Annotated in this window: 17 protein-coding genes and 2 pseudogenes; 7 read left to right on the plus strand and 12 right to left on the minus strand. The window is 46.8% G+C overall.

Going from position 1 to position 21,644, the window contains the following annotated elements:
• The first annotated feature begins 722 nt into the window (after positions 1-722).
• On the plus strand, positions 723-4,811 hold the full coding sequence (locus NDI34_RS15825; RefSeq protein WP_348233128.1) for a CHAT domain-containing protein: 4,089 nt from the start codon (positions 723-725) through the stop codon (positions 4,809-4,811).
• Positions 4,812-4,871: 60 nt separating this feature from the next.
• On the opposite strand, the gene NDI34_RS15830 is transcribed toward NDI34_RS15825, so the two are convergent.
• Positions 4,872-5,765, minus strand: a complete 894-nt coding sequence (locus NDI34_RS15830; RefSeq protein WP_348233129.1) for an alpha/beta fold hydrolase — start codon at positions 5,763-5,765, stop codon at positions 4,872-4,874.
• Positions 5,766-6,148: 383 nt separating this feature from the next.
• On the opposite strand from NDI34_RS15830, the gene clpS reads away from it, so the two are divergent.
• Both clpS and NDI34_RS15840 read left to right on the plus strand, forming a co-directional pair.
• Positions 6,149-6,430 (plus strand): ATP-dependent Clp protease adapter ClpS, encoded by a 282-nt coding sequence (clpS, locus tag NDI34_RS15835; RefSeq protein WP_190415151.1) that lies wholly within the window; start codon positions 6,149-6,151, stop codon positions 6,428-6,430.
• Between the two features lie 42 nt (positions 6,431-6,472).
• On the plus strand, positions 6,473-7,306 hold the full coding sequence (locus NDI34_RS15840) for a CPBP family intramembrane glutamic endopeptidase (RefSeq protein WP_348233139.1): 834 nt from the start codon (positions 6,473-6,475) through the stop codon (positions 7,304-7,306).
• A gap of 218 nt (positions 7,307-7,524) precedes the next feature.
• Here NDI34_RS15840 and NDI34_RS15845 read toward each other — a convergent pair whose 3' ends face one another.
• The 4 genes from NDI34_RS15845 to NDI34_RS15860 form a co-directional block, all read right to left on the minus strand.
• Complete coding sequence (locus NDI34_RS15845) at positions 7,525-8,244, minus strand: pentapeptide repeat-containing protein (RefSeq protein WP_190429621.1); 720 nt, start codon at positions 8,242-8,244, stop codon at positions 7,525-7,527.
• Positions 8,213-8,476, minus strand: a complete 264-nt coding sequence (locus NDI34_RS15850) for a hypothetical protein (protein WP_190415153.1) — start codon at positions 8,474-8,476, stop codon at positions 8,213-8,215. The genes NDI34_RS15845 and NDI34_RS15850 overlap by 32 nt, the downstream gene beginning before the upstream one ends.
• 1,135 nt (positions 8,477-9,611) lie before the next feature.
• Positions 9,612-12,890, minus strand: coding sequence for a carbamoyl-phosphate synthase large subunit (gene carB, locus NDI34_RS15855; protein ID WP_190529335.1), 3,279 nt, complete (start codon positions 12,888-12,890; stop codon positions 9,612-9,614).
• A 547-nt stretch (positions 12,891-13,437) separates the two neighbouring features.
• Entirely contained in the window at positions 13,438-13,992 is a 555-nt protein-coding gene (locus NDI34_RS15860; RefSeq protein ID WP_190415157.1) for a Dps family protein, read from the minus strand.
• Positions 13,993-14,312: 320 nt separating this feature from the next.
• Between NDI34_RS15860 and NDI34_RS15865 the strand changes: the two genes are divergently transcribed.
• From NDI34_RS15865 to NDI34_RS15875, 3 genes are all read left to right on the plus strand, one after another.
• Positions 14,313-14,585: an Asr1405/Asl0597 family protein gene (locus NDI34_RS15865; RefSeq protein ID WP_190415158.1), complete on the plus strand. Its 273-nt coding sequence runs from the start codon at positions 14,313-14,315 to the stop codon at positions 14,583-14,585.
• 18 nt (positions 14,586-14,603) lie between these two features.
• Positions 14,604-15,263 carry a (2Fe-2S) ferredoxin domain-containing protein gene (locus NDI34_RS15870; protein ID WP_348233130.1) on the plus strand — a complete coding sequence of 220 codons (660 nt, stop codon included), beginning with the start codon at positions 14,604-14,606 and terminating at the stop codon, positions 15,261-15,263.
• A 120-nt stretch (positions 15,264-15,383) separates the two neighbouring features.
• On the plus strand, positions 15,384-15,920 hold the full coding sequence (locus tag NDI34_RS15875; RefSeq protein WP_348233131.1) for a Uma2 family endonuclease: 537 nt from the start codon (positions 15,384-15,386) through the stop codon (positions 15,918-15,920).
• A gap of 207 nt (positions 15,921-16,127) precedes the next feature.
• Here the strand turns inward: NDI34_RS15875 and NDI34_RS15880 are convergent, their stop codons facing one another.
• From NDI34_RS15880 to NDI34_RS15905, 6 genes and pseudogenes are all read right to left on the minus strand, one after another.
• On the minus strand, positions 16,128-16,382 hold the full coding sequence (locus NDI34_RS15880) for a hypothetical protein (RefSeq protein WP_190415162.1): 255 nt from the start codon (positions 16,380-16,382) through the stop codon (positions 16,128-16,130).
• A 130-nt stretch (positions 16,383-16,512) separates the two neighbouring features.
• Positions 16,513-17,430, minus strand: a complete 918-nt coding sequence (locus NDI34_RS15885) for an alpha/beta hydrolase (RefSeq protein ID WP_348233132.1) — start codon at positions 17,428-17,430, stop codon at positions 16,513-16,515.
• A gap of 21 nt (positions 17,431-17,451) precedes the next feature.
• Positions 17,452-18,471 (minus strand): GTP-binding protein, encoded by a 1,020-nt coding sequence (locus NDI34_RS15890; RefSeq protein ID WP_348233133.1) that lies wholly within the window; start codon positions 18,469-18,471, stop codon positions 17,452-17,454.
• A gap of 245 nt (positions 18,472-18,716) precedes the next feature.
• Positions 18,717-19,481: pseudogene (locus tag NDI34_RS15895) on the minus strand (Rid family detoxifying hydrolase); the annotation flags it as partial.
• 219 nt (positions 19,482-19,700) lie between these two features.
• Entirely contained in the window at positions 19,701-19,982 is a 282-nt protein-coding gene (locus NDI34_RS15900; protein WP_190676774.1) for a transposase family protein, read from the minus strand.
• Positions 19,933-20,199, minus strand: coding sequence for a transposase family protein (locus NDI34_RS15905; RefSeq protein WP_206753683.1), 267 nt, complete (start codon positions 20,197-20,199; stop codon positions 19,933-19,935). The genes NDI34_RS15900 and NDI34_RS15905 overlap by 50 nt, the downstream gene beginning before the upstream one ends.
• Positions 20,200-20,505: 306 nt before the next feature.
• On the opposite strand from NDI34_RS15905, the gene NDI34_RS15910 reads away from it, so the two are divergent.
• Positions 20,506-21,534, plus strand: a complete 1,029-nt coding sequence (locus NDI34_RS15910; protein ID WP_348233134.1) for a hypothetical protein — start codon at positions 20,506-20,508, stop codon at positions 21,532-21,534.
• Between the two features lie 4 nt (positions 21,535-21,538).
• On the opposite strand, the pseudogene NDI34_RS15915 reads toward NDI34_RS15910, so the two are convergent.
• Positions 21,539-21,644: pseudogene (locus NDI34_RS15915) on the minus strand (IS630 family transposase); the annotation flags it as partial.

A 21,644-nucleotide genomic window follows, 5' to 3' on the forward strand; every position in this document is an offset into this window, starting at 1 on the left:
GGGCGAGTATTGCACAAAGTGCATCTGAAGAGCGCGATCGCGTTTTTATTTAGATAAGGTCATATTCTTGCGGAAATCCTCGAACTCAGCATGTAGGGGCTAACAAAAGCGGTAGTGACTCTTTGTCATTCATCTCGGAAAATTCCCAAATGAATGACAGACTTTTCGGATCGGTACAGCAAAGCCCTGGGCTATCATCGACCCATGCGGTAACGTTTAAAGGAAAGGGGTACGTTTAAGGGCAGAAAGGGGTATACTCCGGAAGGGTATATGTTGCCGACTGAACTGCCCGAAGTGGAGAATCGAAATTTGCCTACTCATCCGTTTTGGTGATGATTGGCACTTCACGATTGGCATAAACTCAAACAGTGTTACAGCCAATTAGTTTTATAGAAAAAATAATTTTACCATCCCCTAAAAGGAATGCGTTCGCCTATGGATTTTATATAGCTGTAGAGAGAAAAGTGCATTAACACATCTTGTTAAAATAAATGCATTAAAAATGCCTAAAATCTGCTTTTTGAGGATAGCTTGGAGATAAGGCTAGGCAGAGCAATCTAAATTTGGTTTTTTTGCCGCCTCGCCACTTTTCTAATTGAGAGTAGAAAAAAAATCGGTGCATTCTTACCAAGTATCTGGTTACCTGCTACCTGCAACACAAGCTGGGGTGACAGTTCCAGAAGTGGCAACGAGCGACGTGTTTCTTCCCAGGAATTAGGCAAATGAAAGTCGCTGTATGTGAAATCAGTCTATTGCTGAAGGCAAGCTATATTAAAGTGAAAAAAGAAAAAGGAAAAAGGATAAAATATTTAGTTTTACCCTTGGCCTTTTGGATGTTGCCTGCGATCGCTCCAGGAGGCGTCGATTGGGCGATCGCGCAGGCACAAATTGTGCCAGATCAAGACCCCACCAACAGCACGAACACCATTGTCAATACCAATGGCAACAGTTTCGACATTACTGGGGGAAAAACCTCCAGTAATGGGGCAAACCTTTTTCACAGTTTCTCCGAGTTTGGGCTAAACGCCAACCAAGTTGCGAATTTTCTGTCGAACCAAAATATTAAAAATATATTGGGTCGCGTCACTGGCGGAAACCCCTCTATTATTAACGGTCTGCTCCAAGTTACGAATGGCAATTCCAATCTATTTCTAATTAATCCATCTGGCATTGTATTGGGTGCCAACGCCAGCTTAAATGTAAACGGAAGCTTCACCGCCACCACTGCTACAGGAATTGGTTTTGGCAACAACTGGTTCAATGCATCTGGTAACAATAATTATGCTGCCCTGGGGGGAGAACCCAACGCCTTTGCCTTCACCAACGCTCAACCCGGTGCAATTATCAACGCAGGGCAACTGAGTGTAGGCGCGGCAAAGGATATTGCTTTACTGGGTGGTACCGTAGTAAATACCGGAACCCTGACAGCTCCTGGGGGTAATATCACCTTAACAGCCGTACCTGGAGAGAACATAGTACGCCTGAGTCAACCAGGGAATCTGCTGAGCTTAGAAATTCAACCCATAGCAGCAACCGATAGCCAACCGAAAAATTGGACATTGCCAGTTGCTTCCATCCCAGAACTGTTAACGGGAGGCGATGCCGGGAGTGCCACTGGGCTAACAGTCAACAGCAATGGTCAGGTAGTGTTAACGGGATCTGGGGTTAGCATTCCCACAGATCCAGGCACTGCGATCGCCTCTGGCAGTCTCAACGTTTCAGGTCAGACTGGCGGCACGGTGCAGGTCTTGGGCGACAAAGTCGGGCTGGTTAGTGGCAATGTTAACGCTTCAGGCACCAATGGTGGCGGCACTGTCCTGATTGGAGGGGATTTTCAGGGGAAAGGCACCATTCCCACTGCCTCTCATACATACATCAGCAGTGACTCTACGATCAATGCTGACAGTTTGCTCAACGGAAATGGCGGTCATGTCATCGTCTGGGCAGACAAAGTAACTGGCTTCTATGGCAAAATCGGTGCTAGTGGCGGCACTAATCAAGGTAATGGTGGCTTTGTCGAGGTATCTGGCAAGGAAAACTTGGCATTTAAAGGAGAGGTGAATGTAGGTGCCCCTAACGGGGTAGACGGTACCATTCTGCTCGATCCAAAGAATATCAAGATAGTCAATACAGGTGGTACGAACGACGATCAACTCAGTGCTGATACTCCTACAGGAGACTTAGCAGGGCAAATTTTATCGGCTGATGGAGGGGATGAGGTAGACTTCACCATCTCCAAGAGCTTACTCGAAAATCAGACTGGTAATGTCTTACTACAAGCAACGAATGATATTACCATCGACAACGGTGTGTCGCTGGACTTTTCTTCTGGTGGCTCGATTACCTTTACTGCCGACGCGGATAAAAATGGTGCCGGGTCTTTTTCAATGGATCAATCGCAATCCATCACAACTTCCGGGGGAGCGTTAACCATTACAGGTGCAAATGTAACTGTTGGAGAGATTAACACTTCTGTTAAGGGCAACATGGGCGGTGCTGGTAGTGTAACGCTGACCGCACAAGACGGAAACATTAAAACTGGCAACATCATAACGAAAGCTACAGGCGGCCCCAACGATGGTGGGAATGTAACGTTAACTGCGAAGGGTAGCATTACGTATAACAAGATAACGGCGGGCGCTTCTGGTAATGGAAAGTTCGGTCAAGGCACTGATGGGACGATTACTTTAACAACAGGTACAGCAGCCCCCATAAAATATACGGGATCTACGGGATCTGCCCAACCGACCAAGGTAGGTACAGATATTACCCCAAATCCCAATCCTACTCCCACTCCCAGCCCTACTCCTCTCCCCACTCCTACCCCTAGTCCTGGGGGTACTGGCGGCATTGATCCGGGGGGCAACACAGGTGGCAGTACCGGCGGCACAGATCCGGGTGGCAATACAGGTGGCAGCGGCACCGGCGGCATAGATCCGGGTGGCAATACAGGTGGCAGTACCGGCGGCATAGATCCGGGTGGCAATACAGGTGGCAGTACCGGCGGCATAGATCCGGGTGGCAATACAGGTGGCAGTGGCACCGGCGGCATAGATCCGGGCGGCAATACAGGTGGCAGCGGTACCGGCTCCTCCGGGGGTACGGGTGGCAATACAGGTGGCAGCGGCACAGGCTCCTCCGGCGGCACGGGTGGAAGCACAGGCAAAAACACAGGCTCCTCCGGTGGCACGGGCAAAAACACAGGCTCCTCCGGCGGCACGGGTGGAAGCACAAGCAAAAACACAGGCTCCTCCGGTGGCACGGGGGGCGGTAGTACCGGCACTGGTGGCACGGGCAAAAACACAGGCTCCGGCAGCCCTAGCAACGATCAAGCAAGCAAGGGAGATGACGGAACAAGTCAGGGAGATAACTTATCCGGCTCAGGAAACGATCCGGTTTCCACCTCTTCCGGCAAGGAAAATTCATCATCACGAAAGGTGGATGCGGAATCATCTTCACAAACTGATGCAAGTGAATCTGTTGCAGTTCTGGAAGAATCCTTCACCCGTGAATTTGAGGAATATTTGGGTCAGCAGGTTGATTCTCAGACAACCACACTGGTAGAGGCTCGGAATATTCTGCAAAAAATTGAGAAAGCGACTGGGGTGAAACCAGCACTCATCTATGTAACTTTTGTGCCTCAGACGATTGCACTCGATCCGAGCCTACTGGATACAACGGCTTTCAATGGAACTAAGTCACTACAGCCGTTAAATCAACCAGAAAATGTGCAGCAATCTAGTTTCCTAGGTAAGGTCAATCGGGCAGGGCGTAACAATAGCGACCAGTTGGAAATATTGGTGGTGACTTCTGATGGTGTCCCCATTCGCAAGCGGGTTCCGGGGACAACGCGATCGCAAGTAATCAAGGTTGCCGATCAATTCCGTGCCGAAGTGATTAACCCCCGAAGACAGAAGGCTTACCTGGCTCCAGCCCAAAAACTTTATAAGTGGATGATTGCACCCATTGAAGCCGATTTACAAGCGCGGGGTATCCAGAATATGGTCTTCCTTGCAGACAGTGGGTTACGCTCCATCCCGATTGCCGCTCTCCACGATGGTCAAAAGTTTCTGGTGGAGAAATACAGTACGGGGCTGATGCCCAGTCTTAGTTTGACGGATACTCTCTTCAAAGACATTAAAAATTCCCAAGTTCTGGCAATGGGAGCAGAGAAGTTTCCCGAACAAAGCGCTTTACCATCAGTGCCCCTGGAGTTGTCAATGATTACGCCCCAGCTGTGGAAAGGCAAAGCCTTCCTTAACGATGCCTTCACCCTCAAGAATCTGAAGTCTCAGCGCTACTCGCAGCCTTTTGGGATTGTCCATCTAGCAACTCATGCCGAATTTGAATTAGGGCCTCCTAGCCAATCCTACATTCAGCTATGGGACACGAAACTGCGATTGAATCAGCTAAAGCAAATGGGCTGGAACGATCCACCTGTAGAGTTATTAGTGCTGAGTGCCTGTCGCACAGCGTTAGGCAATGAACAGGCGGAGATGGGCTTTGCTGGATTGGCTGTGCAAGCAGGGGTAAAATCGGCAATGGGAAGTCTGTGGTACGTCAGTGATGAAGGGACGTTGGGGCTGATGACCAGCTTCTATTCCCAATTGAAAAAAGCCCCCATCAAAGCGGAGGCACTACGGCAGGCACAGATATCGATGATTAATGGAGAAGTAAGCATTGAGGGAAACAAAATGCATACTTCCAGAGAGGATATCTCGCTACCTCCGGAGTTGGCAGGGTTAGGAGAGAAGAAACTCTCTCATCCCTATTATTGGGCAGCGTTTACGATGATCGGCAATCCTTGGTAAACAATTAAAAACGCCAAATTAAACATTCTCTGATTTTTAATTTGGCGTTTTTTTGAATTTTTAATTGCTTAATACCCACGAGCGCATCAGAGCATTTACTTGTTCTGGTACCTCATCATGGGGACAGTGACCTGCTTGTAAAAAATGCTCTGTCAGTTGAGGATAGTATTGGCGAAATTGCTCCGCTCTATCTCTTGTATTCATCCAGGGATCTGCTTCTCCCCACAACAGCAACAGCGGGCAGTGCATCTGCTTTAATAAAAGGTCAACTTTTTCGCCTTGAGGCGTTCTGAAGACAGAAGCAAATACTTGAGCAGCACCGGGATCGCAAGAGGGGCGATAGATTTCTTCCACCAACCGATCGGTGATCGCACTCTGGTCGAGATAAACTTTCTGGAGTGTATTCCGAATGACTGAACGTTGTCGCGCATACTGGAACAACAGAAAACTAGCCCAGGGTTGGCGAAAAAGTGACTGAACGACTTCACCCATCACTTTTTGGATGGGGTTCGGTTGAGTCGGCACCTTAAGATTGGTGAACGGGCCAGCACTATTGAGCAATACTAATCCAACAGCGGCTGATGGACGTTGGGCTGCCACGCAAAGCCCGCAATAGCCGCCTAGAGAGTTTCCTGCTAACACAACTGGCTGACGAATCACGTTAGTGATGAAATCATACAGTTGGTCTCGCCACAAGTCGCCACCATACTCCCACTCCGGCTTGGCTGAACGACCAAAGCCCAGCAGATCGATCGCCCAAACTTCAAAATCCTGACTCAGTTCAGTAATATTCTTGCGCCAGTGGTCTGTAGAGGCACCAAAGCCATGAATCAATAATAGGGGCGGGCGTTCGGGTTGCGGTTGTCCTGCCCGTACATAATAGATGGATTGCCCCCGCCATTGCCAATAAGTGCCGGGAATGGGGACGGTAGAGGCTGCTGGGGTTGCCTGCATGTCACAAAAATGTTAAGTAATGTTAACTTCTTTATTTTAGCTTCTCAGGAAGGCTGGATGCCCTTAGACATTCAGTAGTTCTGTCTAAGGGCTTGGTTGCTGCATCCACGTTAGTTATGTTGAGGAAAGGTTTTGCTCAGGCGTAGGGGAAATGCTGGAGCGATCGCCTCCTCAGAACGCATAAGTATTGAGTAATATAAAAAAAGCAGCTAGAATCTTAACATTTGCCTTGAGCGACCCAACTTCAGATGGGGTAACGTAGGCGCGTAGCGGCTTTCCGTAGGGTAGTACGCAAGCTGTGTTCGCATCGCATCTGGAGTAGAGAAGGGGAGAGTTCAAGTAGCGTTTATCAATCGTAGATCAGTAACGAAGAGGGAAGAGCAGTGTCTGTCGAAACCGTACAAAAGCCTTCAACAGTCCGTAAACTCGCACCTCGTTATCGTGTGTTGCTCCATAATGATGACTTCAACCCAATGGAGTACGTGGTGCAGGTTTTGATAACGACGGTGCCTGGTATCACGCAACCTCAGGCTGTCAGTATCATGATGGAAGCTCATACCAATGGGCTTGCTCTCGTGATTACTTGCGCCTTGGAGCATGCGGAGTTCTATAGCGAAACATTGAACAACCACGGATTGACCAGCACCATAGAACCAGACGAATAAAATACGCCCAGGCAACAAGTAAGAGGCAAGAGGTTGTTAAAAATAAACTTTGTCCGTTTAGCCCAGTACCCGGCACCGGCGCGGCTGGGCTGTTTTGTGCTGAGTTTACTCTTGCTCTGGTTGCCGGTGGCTGCACCCATCTACTTACTCTTGAGTAAAGATCCCAACTTAGTCACCATCCTGACGATGGGACTGTTGTTTGCAGCGTTTCTCCTGCTTGTTCGGTGGTGGGGTCAGAAAGTCTATCAGCAACCCCAGCTACTGAGACGCTATGGTTTACAAGGAACGCGGCAAAATGCCAAAGAGCTTTTCTCTGGACTGGGTGTTGGCGTCTTGATTACTTTCAGTCTGTTTGGGCTGGAGGGGCTATTGGGTTGGCTGGTGTGGCAGCCTCCGACAATTCCATTAGCCAAGCTGATTTTAGAAGGGTTAGCGAGCGCTCTGGGTATCGGTTTTGCAGAGGAATTGGTATTCCGAGGCTGGCTGCTAGATGAGTTGGAACGGGATTATCGTCCCGGTGTATCTCCTTTGGCAGACGCTTTTATCTTTGCGCTGGTGCATTTTCTGAAGCCGCTGAGGGAGATTTTTCGGACTTTGCCGGGATTTCCAGGGTTGTTGCTGCTGGGATTAACCCTGGTTTGGGCAAAGCGCGGAAGCAAGGGGCGTCTGGGACTTTCGATCGGTCTGCACGCTGGCTTGGTTTGGGGATACTACATCATTAATGTGGGGAATCTGGTGCAATTTTCTGGTCAAGTTTCCGACTGGATTACTGGTGTGGACAAAAATCCCTTGGCGGGGGTAATCGGGTTGGTGTTTTTGAGCGTTTTGGCGTTTGGGATGCGGAAGCGATCGCATTCACTACACTCGCCCCAATAATCAACAACCATTGATCCTAGACTCAACCTATAGCATTACCCAATCTGGCTTCTGGAGTGGGAGAGTCCCTCTTTATCGGCAAACGGAATTCTCTACTTCCCTGCGTGTCTCCCCCATCTAAACTCTTTGGAGAGAGGTTAACCGAAAAGTATTATAAAACTTAGTTGTGGCGGATTCGGTAAGCGGCTCTTGAGGAGCAACGACGAGCACAAATATTCTTACCAGATTGCCCCTCGCCGCTTCAAGTCACGCTTCATTGCTTCTGAAAGTCCTGTATTCTCTCCAAATCGAGCTTTTTCCACTTTTACCGTGCCTAAATCCGCATCGCTCAAATTGGCACGACGCAGGTCAGCGCCGCTTAGGTCGGCACCCATCAAGTTTGCACCTATCAACGTGCCACTACTCAGGTCAGCACGACGCAGGATAGCATAACTCAAGTTCGCCTCACTCAAGTTGACACTACACAAGGAAGCATCAATTAAGTTGGCACGACAAAGGTCGGCTCCAATCATTTGAGCCTCATTCAGTTGGGCACATAGTAAGTTGGCACTGTTGAGGTTAGCGCCAATCAAGTTGGCACCCATCAAACAGACTTTAATGGCGTCAGCTCTGTTGAGATTGGCACTGAGCAAATTGGCACCGCTCAAATCAGCCATATTCAAGTTGGCTTTATTTAGCTTGGCACCCGCGAGATCGGCACCAATCAGATTGGCACCCAGCAGCAGCGTACCCAGCAAAATCGAACCGCTTAAGTCGGCACCATGTAGGTCAACGCCACTAAGATTAGCACCCGCAAAATCTTTAACGGGATTTAATCCAGCAATTTCTGCTAATTCAAGGAAGTTATCTGTATCTGCCTCTACAACGTGTAAGATCAAGTCTTTCAGTCGCTGGAGAGATTTCTCATTAGGCACATTCAAACTCTGTCCGGCTTTCATTAGGCTTTTGTTTGGACCTGAATAGGCAGAGGGCAATCATTCTCTCTATTACCGCCCTCTTGTTACGACTAATATGCTTCAACCCCAGTTCCTCGACATCCGGATATTCACTTACAAATTGGTTATTTTGCTCTAGTTGAGCCAAAATTGCTTCTAAGGATTTATCGAGACTGTCTGTTGACTCCTCATCAACCATCTCTAGGTGGGATTTTTTAGAATTTGAGTATTGCATTTTTTACCTCAACATCATTTAGCTTAAGTAAACCCATTCTAAAAATAACATTGCACTGCGATCGCCGGGGAAATATCCACTAAAATTTACGTGAATTTGAGGGTTCATCAAGTTATGGAAAAGTAACAAACTCCTTTTCGTCTAGATGTCTGAAGCTGCATGAGTTTTAGAAAAAAATTTTGATTCTCAACCAGTAAAACAAAAGCAATATTTAGTATTCTTTTATACTTGGGTTACTTGGATTTTGATTTCTGGATTGAAATCGCTCGAAAAAACTTTACGGTTGTTTTTGTCTAAAGTTCGATTGGTTGGCATTTCCCCAACAAAATAGCTGGGATCGTTACGGGAAGACACTTATCAGACTCAGAAAAAGAAGATTTAACCTTGAGCTGCTTGAGGTCCTTTGGGCGATCGCTTATCGAGCGATCGTGTTGCGTAGCCGACAGCATATGCTGCAATTGAAATGGCTATGTGGCGATCGCATCGGTTCACTTGCATCAGGGGAACACCGAGCGAAATTACTATGTAACCTATAATACTTTTACCTACTGAGATTCCCTTTGAGCGAAATGCCTTTTTAGTCAAGTTTCTATCAAATTGCATAAAAGAATAATTGTGAATCCACGCTTCTCGATAGAAGGCGAATCTGACGATTTGCTGACAATTTAACAAAGTAGTAATTTCTTCTGAATGTCAAAAAATCTCAACTCAGTTGCTGCCAACTATTGCCTTTACGAAGGGCAATAAATTTATACCTATCCCTAATAATTTATAAAGGTTGCCAATAAATTGTCAAAGCTCAGCGTCGGTTTCTGGGATGACAAGCTTGACATTTTGAACGGGAAATGGTCTAAGAACGGGGATGCTTATCTCTTGCAAAACCTGATTGAAGTCCTAACTGAAGTAGGGATACGATCGCACTACGTAGATTTCGGCTTAGTTTTGAAAGAACCCAAACCTGTTTTCTTCGAGAACAGGTTTGGGTAAGCAACCTTGCGATCGCTTCGGTAAAATCCCCTAAGATTCATGGGGGATTCCCGGAAGGGCGTTTGGCATCTATAGCGGTTCTTATTTTTATGCCATACACTCTGACCTTGCCCCTCCCCTTCCCGATTCCGAAAAGGGGACTGGAGGGTTAAACCTGGATTGGACTCAACTTGGCATCACTATAGTTGGGGATGCCAATATAGTCTTGCAGCGCTTTCACCTCCAAAGGAGCTGACTGCAAGGCACGAATCGCTGCCGCAGTAGCTTTAGCACCTGCAATCGTCGTGATCATAGGGATTTTGTAAGTGAGGGCACTGCGACGAATCAAGCGTCCATCTGCCTGCGCTTCTTCCCCAGAAGGTGTGGTGATAATCAGCTGAATCTTGTTGTTTTTGATCGCATCCAGAACGTGAGGACGCCCCTCATGCAGTTTCAGCACCACATCCACCTCTAGCCCATGTTCCCGCAGCACTTTGCGCGTGCCAACGGTGGCGACAATATGAAAGCCCAACTCGATCAAATCTCTGACCACTGGCACCGCCGCCGCCTTGTCCCGGTCGTTCATTGAGACAAACACTGTGCCAGATAAGGGCAACCGCTGTCCCGCTGCTAACGCTGCCTTAGCAAACGCTCTTCCGAAATCCACGTCAATCCCCATCACTTCTCCCGTCGAGCGCATTTCTGGCCCCAGAAGGGTGTCAGCACCGGGGAATTTTTCAAAAGGCAGTACGGCTTCCTTGACGGCAACGTGACGCGGCAGTACCTCCTCTGTCAAGTCGAGGGATTCCAGCGTGGCACCTGCCATAATTCGGGACGCCAGAGCGGCTAGGGGTACTCCAGTCGCTTTGGAGACATAAGGGATGGTGCGCGAGGCTCTGGGGTTGGCTTCTAGAATGTAAACTTGTTCCCCCTGAACGGCAAACTGGATATTCATCAATCCAATCACCTTGAGGGTCTTGGCGAGATCGATAGTCCAGGTACGGATGGTATCCAAGACTGCTTCCGATAGGGAAGTATAGGGCAAGGAACAGGCAGAATCCCCAGAGTGAATGCCCGCTTGTTCGATATGCTCCATGATGCCGCCAATCACCACCTTACCAGTGCGATCGCTGATCGCATCCACATCCACCTCAATCGCATTTTCCAAAAACTTGTCGATCAAGATCGGATGATCGGGTTCCACCAGCACCGCATACATCATGTAGCGCTGCAAATCCTCATCGGAGTAGACAATTTCCATCGCCCGTCCTCCCAATACATAAGAAGGACGTACCACGACGGGGTAGCCAATGCGCTGCGCGACCGCTAAGGCGTCTTCAAAACTCCGAGCAATTCCGTTCGCTGGTTGCTTGATATCAAGTTCCCGCAGGATTTTTTCAAATCGCTCTCGGTCTTCGGCGGTGTCAATCGAATCTGGCGAGGTTCCCCAAATTTTAGCGGTGATTTCGGGGTGGGATTGCAGATATTCCTGCAATGGCAAAGCCAATTTTAGCGGCGTCTGACCCCCAAACTGCACGATAATTCCCTCTGGCTGTTCCGCCTCGATGATGTTGAGAACATCTTCTTTCGTCAGCGGCTCAAAGTAGAGGCGATCGCTCGTATCATAATCGGTGGAAACGGTCTCCGGGTTTGAATTGACCATAATCGTCTCAAACCCTTGCTTGGAGAGAGAATAAGCTGCATGACAGCAACAGTAGTCAAACTCAATCCCCTGCCCAATCCGGTTCGGGCCACCCCCTAAAATCATCACCTTGCGCTTATCTGAGGGCAATACCTCCGATTCTTCTTCGTAAGTCGAGTAGTAATAAGGAGTCAGCGCCTCAAATTCTGCCGCACAGGTATCCACGGTTTTGTAGACGGGCACTACACCCAAATTCTTCCGGTAGTCGCGGACTTCATCTTCGGTCGTTTTGGTGCCGTAGGCGATCTGGCGATCGCTAAAACCTTCCTGCTTGATGTCCCACAACTTTTCTTTTGTCAGGTCTTTCAGCTTGCTTCGCTTCAAGAACTTCTCGGTTTCCAACAGTTGTTGCATCTTATCTAGAAACCACGGATCGATTCCCGTCAGTTCATAGACTTCTTCTACCGTCATCCCCATCAACATGGCATGACGAACGGTGAAAATTCTCTCTGGATGAGGCGTCCGCAGTCCCGAACGAATTTGTTCCAAACTTGGCAATTTCTCGTTCTTGTCGCATCCCCAACCCGCGCGACCCGTTTCCAAGCCTCTTAATGCTTTCTGGAACGACTCGCAGAACGTCCGCCCCATCGCCATCACTTCTCCCACCGACTTCATCTGCGTCGTCAGGATTGCCTGAGAACCCGGAAATTTCTCGAAGGCAAATCGGGGTATTTTCGTCACCACATAGTCAATGGTCGGTTCAAAGGACGCCGGGGTTTTCTTGGTGATATCGTTGGGAATTTCGTCGAGGGTATAGCCTACCGCCAACTTTGCCGCTATCTTCGCAATTGGGAACCCGGTCGCTTTAGAAGCCAGGGCAGAACTGCGAGAAACGCGGGGGTTCATCTCAATGACAATCAGGTCGCCAGTCAGCGGATTAACTGCAAACTGAATATTCGAGCCGCCGGTTTCTACCCCAATCTCGCGGATAATTTTAATCGACGCATCCCGCAACCGCTGGTATTCCTTATCGGTGAGGGTTTGCGCGGGTGCTACGGTAATTGAGTCCCCGGTGTGGATGCCCATCGGGTCAAGGTTCTCAATCGAGCAGATAATCACGACGTTATCTGCCAAATCGCGCATGACTTCTAGTTCGTACTCTTTCCAACCCAGCAGCGACTGTTCGATGAGAATTTGCGACACTGGGCTAGCATCCAAACCGCCCTGAGCCATTTCTTCAAATTCTTCCTGGTTGTAGGAAATGCCGCCGCCGGTGCCGCCTAGGGTATAGGCAGGGCGGATAATCAAGGGATAGCTGCCAATTTGGGACGCGATCGCCTTCGCTTCGTCGAGGGTGCTAGCAATCCCCGATGGGCACACGCTTACCCCAATTTTCGCCATCGCTTCCTTAAACAGCAGCCGGTCTTCGGCTTTCTCGATTGCCGGTAGCTTGGCTCCAATTAACTCGACCCCGTACTTTTCCAGTACTCCATTTTTCGCAAGGGTGACGGCTATATTTAGAGCTGTCTGACCTCCCATTGTGGGCAGCAGCGCATCAGGTTGTTCTTTGGCGATTACCTTTTCTACGATTTCTGGTGTCAACGGTTCAATATAGGTGCGATCGGCCGTTTCCGGGTCGGTCATAATGCTGGCTGGATTCGAGTTCACCAGCACGACTTCATATCCTTCCTCCCGGAGCGCCTTACAGGCTTGAGTGCCTGAATAGTCAAACTCGCAGGCTTGTCCAATCACAATTGGACCAGAGCCTAGTAACAGAATTTTGTGGATGTCCTGGCGGCGGGGCATAGTTGTTTGTCCTAGCGTGACTGTTTTAAGTCCAGATTATTTTAAAGGCTTTCTTCCCTGTGCTTGGTAGTGGTTTTTGCCAATTTGCCCAAGATTTGATGAGGAAAGGTTTTTGCAACTTCTTTTGTGTCAACTGGCAAGTGTCTTCGTGGTACAACCAGCTCCCATTGACCGGGCAGTTTGAGGGAGGCTATCGATGTTAGAGACCAGGTTATCGCGTCTCTACCGCGATCGCGTCAAATCCGCCCTTCCATTCTGAACTCTTCGGTTCTCATTCCCATGATGTAGGGAAGCCAAGAAATCTGCCTTTTAGGTTAGTTGACAACTAATTTCAACAAGCTTAAAATTAATTTCTGGGTTTTTCTTTACAACTTAAATCAGAACTTTTACAACTTCATAATAAACAAGCAGAGAGAAGATATCTTCCCTCTGCTCAGTTAGTGTTACTCTCTGTCTTAAAGAACCACAGGTTAGGTACTGAAAATTTTAGCAGCCTGCATATCGAGGCTACATCTAGCTTACCTCAACGGGATTCAAGAGGCAGATACTAATTATTCGTAGTCTGGACAAAACCCAAGGTCAAGCTGTCTTTAGCGAGGAAGTGAGCCAGATGATAAGCCCGCTCTTCGGTTTTCAGCAAGATTGTTTCGTACAGATAACGGGTTGCGCGATCGCCCAAACTTTCTGCTTGTCCTGCCTGACGCCGGATTAGCTGAATCATCGCTTGCTCGGCGGCTAAGTCGTGTTCCACCATCTGGCGGCAAGAAAATACCCCTTCATCTTCTGGCGTGAAGCAGCACAGCTCTGCTAGCTTGGCAAAGCCAGCTACTGGAACGCCACCCAGTCCATCCAACCGTTCGCCAATATCATGAACGTGTCCCTGCACCTGTTCGTAGCTTTCGCTGAAGAACTCGTGCAGCATATAAAATTCTGAACCTTCGACCACAAAGTGATGCTTTTGATATTGCAAGTACAGCGCCTGAAAACTCGCTAGAGCAATGTTGAAGCCCTCACAAACCGGCGTGGTGATACTGCGATCCAGCAACACCGGATTGTCATAAACCTGACCGAAGGAGCGCAATACACTCTGAGTTTCGGACATCGTTGTATTCTCCTCTCAATAAGCAACGGTTGTTGCTAATGCAGTAAGTGTATCACGCTAACCCAATTTTGGTGTCTCACTATAGTCTGAGCCAGTTTGACCCGATCCGCAGCAAGCGCTAGTTCCTCAGTTGTATCCTTGCCTATTTGTCGCAAGCAATTAAATTTTCAGTTAAGCTAGTTGAGAATTGTTGTCGTTTGAGTTATATGTATTAACTAGGGTGAAATTGTAAAAATTCCCTATGTCAGGGAATTTTCGGAAAGGCTAGCGAGTCCAGGGAAGTTATAGACAATGCTAATTTTTCGCGTCTGTGGGAACGAATGAATCCAATAGAGCCAATTGAGCCACAACCAGAAACCGGCAAGGTTGTTGAGGTGAATCGAGCAGATCGGTGGCAAGTTTATTACCGCTTGCGAGAGTTAGGAATTTCCTGTGGGTGTGCTGTTGACCAGCCCTTGCTGGTTGAGGTCTACAACACGACAGCAGCGATTCAGCTGTGGAGTGTGGTTAGGCAGTTAACTGCATCGCGCGGCGAGTTGGTGAGCCATCTGGAACGCTGCTGGCAGACGAGTAACGATCCAAAAGAAAGTTAAAAGAGGTTGTAAAAAAGCATGAGTAAATTTAAACAAAACAACTCAGAATTCCGCCTTGAGGGATGGTTACTCGGTTTTGTCATCGAAGATGGCTATAAAATCAAATATTTGAGACTCGCAACTTCAGAGGGTGAATGTCAGATCAAGCTTGCCAAAGAAGCTCGGATTTCCCTATTTCGCTCAGGAGTGACACCCGGTACTTGGGTTGAGGTTTTTGGCGAAACCAAGCTTAAGTTAAAAAGTGGAGAAGTCAAACAAAAAGCTTATCTGGTTAAACCCGGTGTTCCTCCCAGCCAATTGCAGGAAGTTACACAAGTTGAGGAAATTCAGGAATTGCCTCGACCTGCTAAAAAATTGCCTCTACCTTCCGGCGTCAAAGCGACAATTTTGGTGTGTAAAAAGTCCGATTGTTGCAAGTTGGGTGCTAATAAAGTTTGTCAGGCTTTGGAAGAAGGTTTGCGCGATCGCGGCTTGGACGACCAGATTACGATTAAAGGAACTGGCTGCATGAAGCGTTGCAAATCAGGGCCAAACATCGTTATGCCGGATAAAACCCGCTACACTCGGATTAACGCTACAGAAATCCCTGAAATTATAGATAAACATTTTCCAGATGAGATGGTATCTGAAGAGCTAATTGCACCTCGTTTGGAGTGCGAAACAGCTAGGGTTCGTTAATAATTTTTCGTAATTTATAGATAATACATACCCCCAACTTCTTTTGATCAGGAAGTTGGGGGTATCGGCTATGTGCAGCCTGCCATAATATTAGTACCTGACCAAAGCGAGTAGATGAATATGGCGATCGCTAGTGTAACCGAAAGCTTCTCTCTAGAAGACTTTATAGCTAACCCCCCCGATGGTATGGAGTGGGTAGATGGACAACTTGTGGAGAAAATGGGAATGACTGTAAGACATAGTGGGGTTCAAGCTAACTTAGCTTGGTACTGGAAAAATTACATAACCCAATCTGGACAAGGAGGAAATGTTTATGTAGAACTTCCCTGTCGGACTTTAAGGCAGGGACGTCGTCCTGATGTATCCTACCTCACAGCGGAATTGGTAGCGCAGTTTGGTGAGGCAGGAGGGTTGCCACAAAGTCCACCGCTAATTGCTGAAATCGCTTCTCCAACGGATTCAGCCGAGGATTTGTTTGCCAAAGCAAGCGAGTATTTAGAGTCGGGTTGTTCGGAAGTCTGGCTAGTATTTCCTGAGAGTCGTCGGGTATTGTTAATTACTCAAAGTCAGACATTAGGGTTTAATAGTGGTGATGTAGTGAGTACGCAATTGGTACTCAGAGGATTTAGTGTAGCGCTAGATGAATTGTTAGCTTGAAGCTGACAGTTGATAGAGATTTTAAATATTACTAAATGGATAGTAATTTTAGCGCGAGTAGCATGGTAAGAGCGATCGCCTAAAAGTTACGTGGATTAAGCAAAAACCCACCATTACCGCCTGAAGACGGGCATAGTGGGTAAAGAGAAGGAAATTCTTCAACTCAAGAAAGCGCGATCGCTTTTTTGCCATCGCCGTCCATCTTGACTAAAGCGTAAACTGACCTTGCATTTGACTCAGAGCCTTAGTGCAAGCAGCACAACTGCACCCTAGATGGTCTTTGATAGGATTACTCGGTTGCACAGATGCAGGCACTTGTTGATATTGCACGACAATAACTTGTGCAGTTGGTGCAGACAGCATCATATTTGAAGCTTCAGCGGCTTGTGCTGTATTCGCTAGCAGGAGCATTGATGCCAAAATTATCGGACAAGTAAGCAAAGCAAGAGCAATTCTGTTCATAATTCAAAAGCTGACAGTTTTTGATGGCATTATAGCCAATTAATTGCCCGCTAAGTTTTGCTTAACGGCAACCAAATCCTTAGCTGTGTTAGCTTGGCTTGGCTTGAGGACAAAGTAAATGCGATCGCACTCACCCACCCCCACCCAACAAAAATGGCAAGATAGCAGCGCCTACAGCATCTGCGTACTCTTCATGTAATCCCAACGAACCGGGAAGCCTGACTGTCTGCACTCCTGGGACGTTAGCCATTGCTTCCATTTCTGCTTTTGATTTCGGCGGCGCTTGTTCGCCAATTACCACCATCACGGGTAACGGTAAAGGCTGAAACCAGGCGAGAAAATCGTCTCTATGATTAACCGGATCTAAACCTCCGGTGACAAAGGCGGCGGGAGCAAAACGCGCTCCTGGTTGATGTGCTGTCTGCAACTTTTGTTCGAGTCGGGTAGGAGTCAGCGAGTCAGGTTTAACGTAGACATGGCGACGATACATCAAGCTAATGAAGGATTCCGTGGTGTTTAGCTTGTAGAGAGCTTGCCCTAAAATGGGCGATCGCACTACATTTCTCAGCGTTCCAAACCACCCTTGCTGTTTACCCATCATCGTCGGAAATGGCCCGCGCCAAGTGGGAGCCGCTAAAACAATCCGCGACAAAACGGGCGGTTGTTGTTGCGCTAGTTGCATCGCGTAACCAGCAGCGTGTCCAGCAGCGATGATGGCTACTGGAGTATTAAAAACATTTTTGACAAAATCTTGCAGAAATTGGTGATATAGGGCGGGTTGGTAGTTCAAGGGTAGACGAGGCGATCGCCCAAATCCAGGCCAATCGAGAGCGACGACTTGAAACTGAGATGATAATAACTCTGCCAGTCCACGCATTTCCGCGCGTGTGGAAGCAGTGCTGAAAGCTGGCAGAAGTAATATGGGAGATCCTTTGCCTAGAGTTTCATAAACGATGGGTAACTGTTGCCCTTCCCAAGCCCAGAGATATTCCTGAACGGTTCCGCCAATTCCGACAGTAGTAGGTGCAGAAATCGTTGAAGTTGCCATAAGACACAATCCCTATTTTATTTACTCTAGGCAATCTTTTAACTGCTGTTGAATTTGGGCTTCATTCAAGTTACGCCCAATAAATACTAGCTGATTGCTCTTTTGAGAAATCCACTTGTCAGTTTTCATCTCAACCCGTTTACCGCACAGTTGAAAGATGTGGCGTAAACTACTCTCCTTAAACCAGAGTAAACCTTTGGCGCGAAAAACGTCTTCGGGAAGTTGTTCGGTTAAAAATTGTTGAAATTTCTCTAAAAGGAGAGGGCGATCGCTTTGAAAAGAAAATGACATGAAACCATCATTTTCTAAGTGATGGGAATGATCGTGATGATGATCGTGATGGTGATCGTGATGGTGATGATGGCTAGATTCCTCTTTAGCTGGATAAAATTCCGCTTGGGAAAATCCCACATCTAAAATTAGTGGCAGAGGAACTTGCCCGTAGGCAGTTCGCAAAACTCTCGCCCCTACTTTCATGGCGCGGATGTAGTCTTCCAATTCCTTGACTTGCGCTTCGGGAACCAAATCGGTTTTATTGAGCAGAATGATGTCACCGTAGGAAATCTGATTGAGGGCAGCATCACTTTCAAAATGCTCCGGTGTAAACGTCTCCACATCTACTAAAGTCAAGATAGAATCGAGCCGAGTTAGATCGCGCAAATCTGTACTAATGAAGGTCAAGGCAATGGGCAATGGATCTGCGATTCCGGTTGTTTCGACAATTAAGTAATCAATGCGATCGCTCCGTTCCAGCACCCGATAAACTGCATCGAGCAATCCATCGTTGATTGTGCAACAAATACAGCCATTTGTGAGTTCGATCATATTTTGATCGACGGAAATCAATAGCTGGCTATCGATATTAATATCGCCAAATTCATTAACTAAAACTGCTACTTTTAAGTCTTGACAATTATGCAAAATATGGTTTAGCAGCGTTGTTTTACCACTACCTAAAAAGCCTGTAACGATCGTGACTGGCATTCCCCGTTTAGGAATATCCGGAATTAGGTTTTGTTTGGGTGCTGTAAGATTGTTCATTGCCCTTTCTGGATTAATTGAGCGATGCAGACATAGATTTACGCTATGCAGCGCAGTGTCTGCGATGACATGGCAGGTTCTCAGAATGCCGAGATATTTTTAATAATGATAACTATTATCATACGCGACACGGGTAGCGCTTTGTCGGCAAACCCTTCTACCAATCGCTTGCAGGCTATACAGGCGTAGGTTAGAGTAGCGAGTTCTAACCTACAATGCGATCGCTCTTTCCTCTGTCGGAAGTCTTAAATTACCGCAATGCAGTCAATTTCTACCAGCACATCCTTGGGGAGACGGGATACTTCCACGCAGGCACGAGCAGGGGCTGTCTCTGCGTCAAAATATTTACCATAAACTGCGTTAACCGCAGCAAAATCATTCATATCTTTGAGAAAGACGGTGGTTTTGACCACATTCTCAAAGTTAGCCCCAGCAGCAGAGAGAATCGCTTCAAGATGAGCCATTACCTGTTCTGTTTGCTTGGCTACATCGTCGGTGTAGACAATATCACCGATTCTAGGATCGATAGCAATTTGACCGGCGACGAAGATCATTTGACCGCTGGCAGCGATCGCTTGATTATACGGGCCGACTGGTGCTGGTGCGTTCTCTGTACGAATTACTTTGCGTGTCATAGGTATTTGTGTTGGTAACGATGCTTCTTGTTTAGGAGCTATTGTATCGAAGGCTTCCAGCTTGTAGCGTTTTCCATCAGGCATTATCGCACCCGTGAAGGCTGCATCCTTGACACTTGCTCCATAAATGTTTGCATCAGTTAAGATTGCCTTCTTCAAGTTGGCTCCATCTAGGTTAGTCTTTATCAAATCTGCTTTTTGGAGTGTTGCTCTCTCTAGATTTGCTCCTCGCAAACAGGTTTTTCTAAGCTTTGCCTCTCCCAGGTATACTCCAGCTAAATCCGCATCAGCGAGATTCAAGCTTGACAAATCGACTTTATCCAGGCTTACTACCCGGAGTTTAGCTCCCTGGAGATTTGCATTTTGCAAGTTTACATTAGACCTCTTGCAAAAGCCCCTCAGGAAGATTTTATTTTGGGGTGCAAAGCTCGTAATTGTAGAGAGCAGCAATCAGATTAAACCTTAAAATAAATCTTTTTCGACGATTTTTATAGAAGAGAGACAAAATTTTAAAAACCTTAAGACCCCAATTTATATACTCGCATACAACTCTAATTTTTGCTAACTCTTGATTACTCTTTTTACCTTCATTACTTAACTTACCTCCTTTAGGCTTTTTTTGGGGATTTGACTATTATTATGCAGTTTCTGAATAGCTTGATAACCTTTATCTCCCAAGCACTCTATATCTTTTCTCAACCTAACTTTACTGTTTTTGAATATACGAAAATCATGCTCTCTACCCTTACCATGAGCGGTGCAGATGATTTTACCATTTGCTTGTACCACTACTTGTGACTTGAGTGTATGTTGTTTTTTTGCTGTTTTAGAACTTTTTTGTTTTTTTAGGTCGTTTAATAGGGCTTTCTGTAACATCAACTAGGACTACCTGTACCTGATAATCAGAATTGGTCAGTCTTTTCTTGCCTGGAAGAGTGAAAGTCCTGGATTTAGTCAATGTATTTTCTGTTTTTCGGATAATTCTGTAAACTGTAGACTCGTTTGCTCCCCAAGATTGACCAATATGAAAATACGTGCGGTATTCTCTCCAATGATAATCAAACCCCAATTCATACCTACTTGACGATCGCACTGTTGCTTACTCGTCAGGATAAGGAGAGTATTTGGGCGACGGGATTACATGAAATTTTCAAAGACTGGATTAATTGTCGCGGGTGCCGGGATTGCTGTAAGCCTTAGCAACTTGGCAGAAAGCACAAAAAAGAATACCACTGCACCTTCAAAAATAGTTACGAAACCTCTCTGAACGGGTAAAACCATGTTACCCGTTCAGAGAGGTTTCGTAACTAAGAATATTAAATAAAAACACAATAATTTTGGGCTAATGGAATAGTGCATGTAGCATAGACATTTACCCTTAATAAAGAGACCAGACTTTATGCCTTTAATCGGTATTGGTACGGATCAGCAGCTTTGGACTCGAGCAACATTAACTGATTCCTGGAAGCGGTTACCTATTGGTGAGCCAGTAATTAGCGTTACTGTTATGAGTGATGGGGCACTTCTTGGTGTGAAAGCAGGCGGGGTTTTGACAGCTATAACCACCATGAAAGATGGAACACTTCTTGGTGTTGGTGATAACAAGCAGCTTTATTCGCAAGTCACATTAGCTAGCCCAGGGCAGCAAGTACCTAACAGTGGCTCAGTGATTAGCATTACCGTCATGAATGATGGAACACTTCTTGGTGTTGGTGATGATAAGCAGCTTTGGACTCGAGCAACATTAAATAGCCCGTGGCAGCCAGTACCTAACAGTGGCTCAGTGATTAGCATTACCGTCATGAATGATGGAACTATTGTCGGTGTTGGTGATGATAAGCAGCTTCGGACTCGAGCAACATTAAATAGCCCGTGGCAGCTAGTACCTAACAGTGGCTCAGTGATTGCCATCACTAGTGCAGAAAGTTCTAACTTGAAATCATTAAGTGCAATTCAATTACAAGCATCTACTGGTCACTATTTTTGCGCCGAAAGTGGTGGTGGAAAAGAAGTTATTGCAAATCGGACCGCTATAGGTCCCTGGGAAACTTTTGAATTTGTTGATCTGGGCAACGGAAAAGGTGCTTTAAAAGCATCTAATGGGCAATTTGTTTGCGCCGAAAGTGGTGGCGGAAAAGGAGTTACTGCGGATCGAAACGCTATAGGTTCCTGGGAAACCTTTGGATTTGTTGAGCTGGGTAACGGAAAAGTTGCTTTAAAGGCATCTAATGGGCAATTTGTTTGTGCCGAAAGTGGTGGTGGAAAAGGAGTTACTGCGGATCGTAATGCTATAGGTCCTTGGGAAACGTTAAAAGTTATCACCAACAGAAGAATTTGGGCAATTTCAAAAGCGCTGACTAAGGATGAATTGGACCAAGCAATTAGGACCTATGCTCCAGTTGTCCGCTTTCATCCTGAAGAAAGATAAGTGCTTAAGCAAAATTAATTACATATTCGGTTCCGACTTTTTTTAGCACATTTTTGACATACTTTACTAAACTTTTCCAGTCCCGATAAGCCTCTATCTCTATCCATTCA

The sequence above is a fragment of the Trichocoleus sp. DQ-U1 genome, assembly GCF_039961925.1.
Classification (GTDB): Bacteria; Cyanobacteriota; Cyanobacteriia; order Cyanobacteriales; family FACHB-T130; genus FACHB-T130.

Coding starts and splice junctions, on each gene's coding strand:
- NDI34_RS15825 (WP_348233128.1), top strand. CDS start 723: ATGAAAGTCGCTGTATGTGAAATCAGTCTATTGCTGAAGGCAAGCTAT.
- NDI34_RS15830 (WP_348233129.1), bottom strand. CDS start 5,765: ATGCAGGCAACCCCAGCAGCCTCTACCGTCCCCATTCCCGGCACTTAT.
- NDI34_RS15845 (WP_190429621.1), bottom strand. CDS start 8,244: ATGAAAGCCGGACAGAGTTTGAATGTGCCTAATGAGAAATCTCTCCAG.
- NDI34_RS15850 (WP_190415153.1), bottom strand. CDS start 8,476: ATGCAATACTCAAATTCTAAAAAATCCCACCTAGAGATGGTTGATGAG.
- carB (WP_190529335.1), bottom strand. CDS start 12,890: ATGCCCCGCCGCCAGGACATCCACAAAATTCTGTTACTAGGCTCTGGT.
- NDI34_RS15860 (WP_190415157.1), bottom strand. CDS start 13,992: ATGTCCGAAACTCAGAGTGTATTGCGCTCCTTCGGTCAGGTTTATGAC.
- NDI34_RS15865 (WP_190415158.1), top strand. CDS start 14,313: ATGAATCCAATAGAGCCAATTGAGCCACAACCAGAAACCGGCAAGGTT.
- NDI34_RS15870 (WP_348233130.1), top strand. CDS start 14,604: ATGAGTAAATTTAAACAAAACAACTCAGAATTCCGCCTTGAGGGATGG.
- NDI34_RS15875 (WP_348233131.1), top strand. CDS start 15,384: ATGGCGATCGCTAGTGTAACCGAAAGCTTCTCTCTAGAAGACTTTATA.
- NDI34_RS15880 (WP_190415162.1), bottom strand. CDS start 16,382: ATGAACAGAATTGCTCTTGCTTTGCTTACTTGTCCGATAATTTTGGCA.
- NDI34_RS15885 (WP_348233132.1), bottom strand. CDS start 17,430: ATGGCAACTTCAACGATTTCTGCACCTACTACTGTCGGAATTGGCGGA.
- NDI34_RS15890 (WP_348233133.1), bottom strand. CDS start 18,471: ATGAACAATCTTACAGCACCCAAACAAAACCTAATTCCGGATATTCCT.
- NDI34_RS15900 (WP_190676774.1), bottom strand. CDS start 19,982: ATGTTACAGAAAGCCCTATTAAACGACCTAAAAAAACAAAAAAGTTCT.
- NDI34_RS15910 (WP_348233134.1), top strand. CDS start 20,506: ATGCCTTTAATCGGTATTGGTACGGATCAGCAGCTTTGGACTCGAGCA.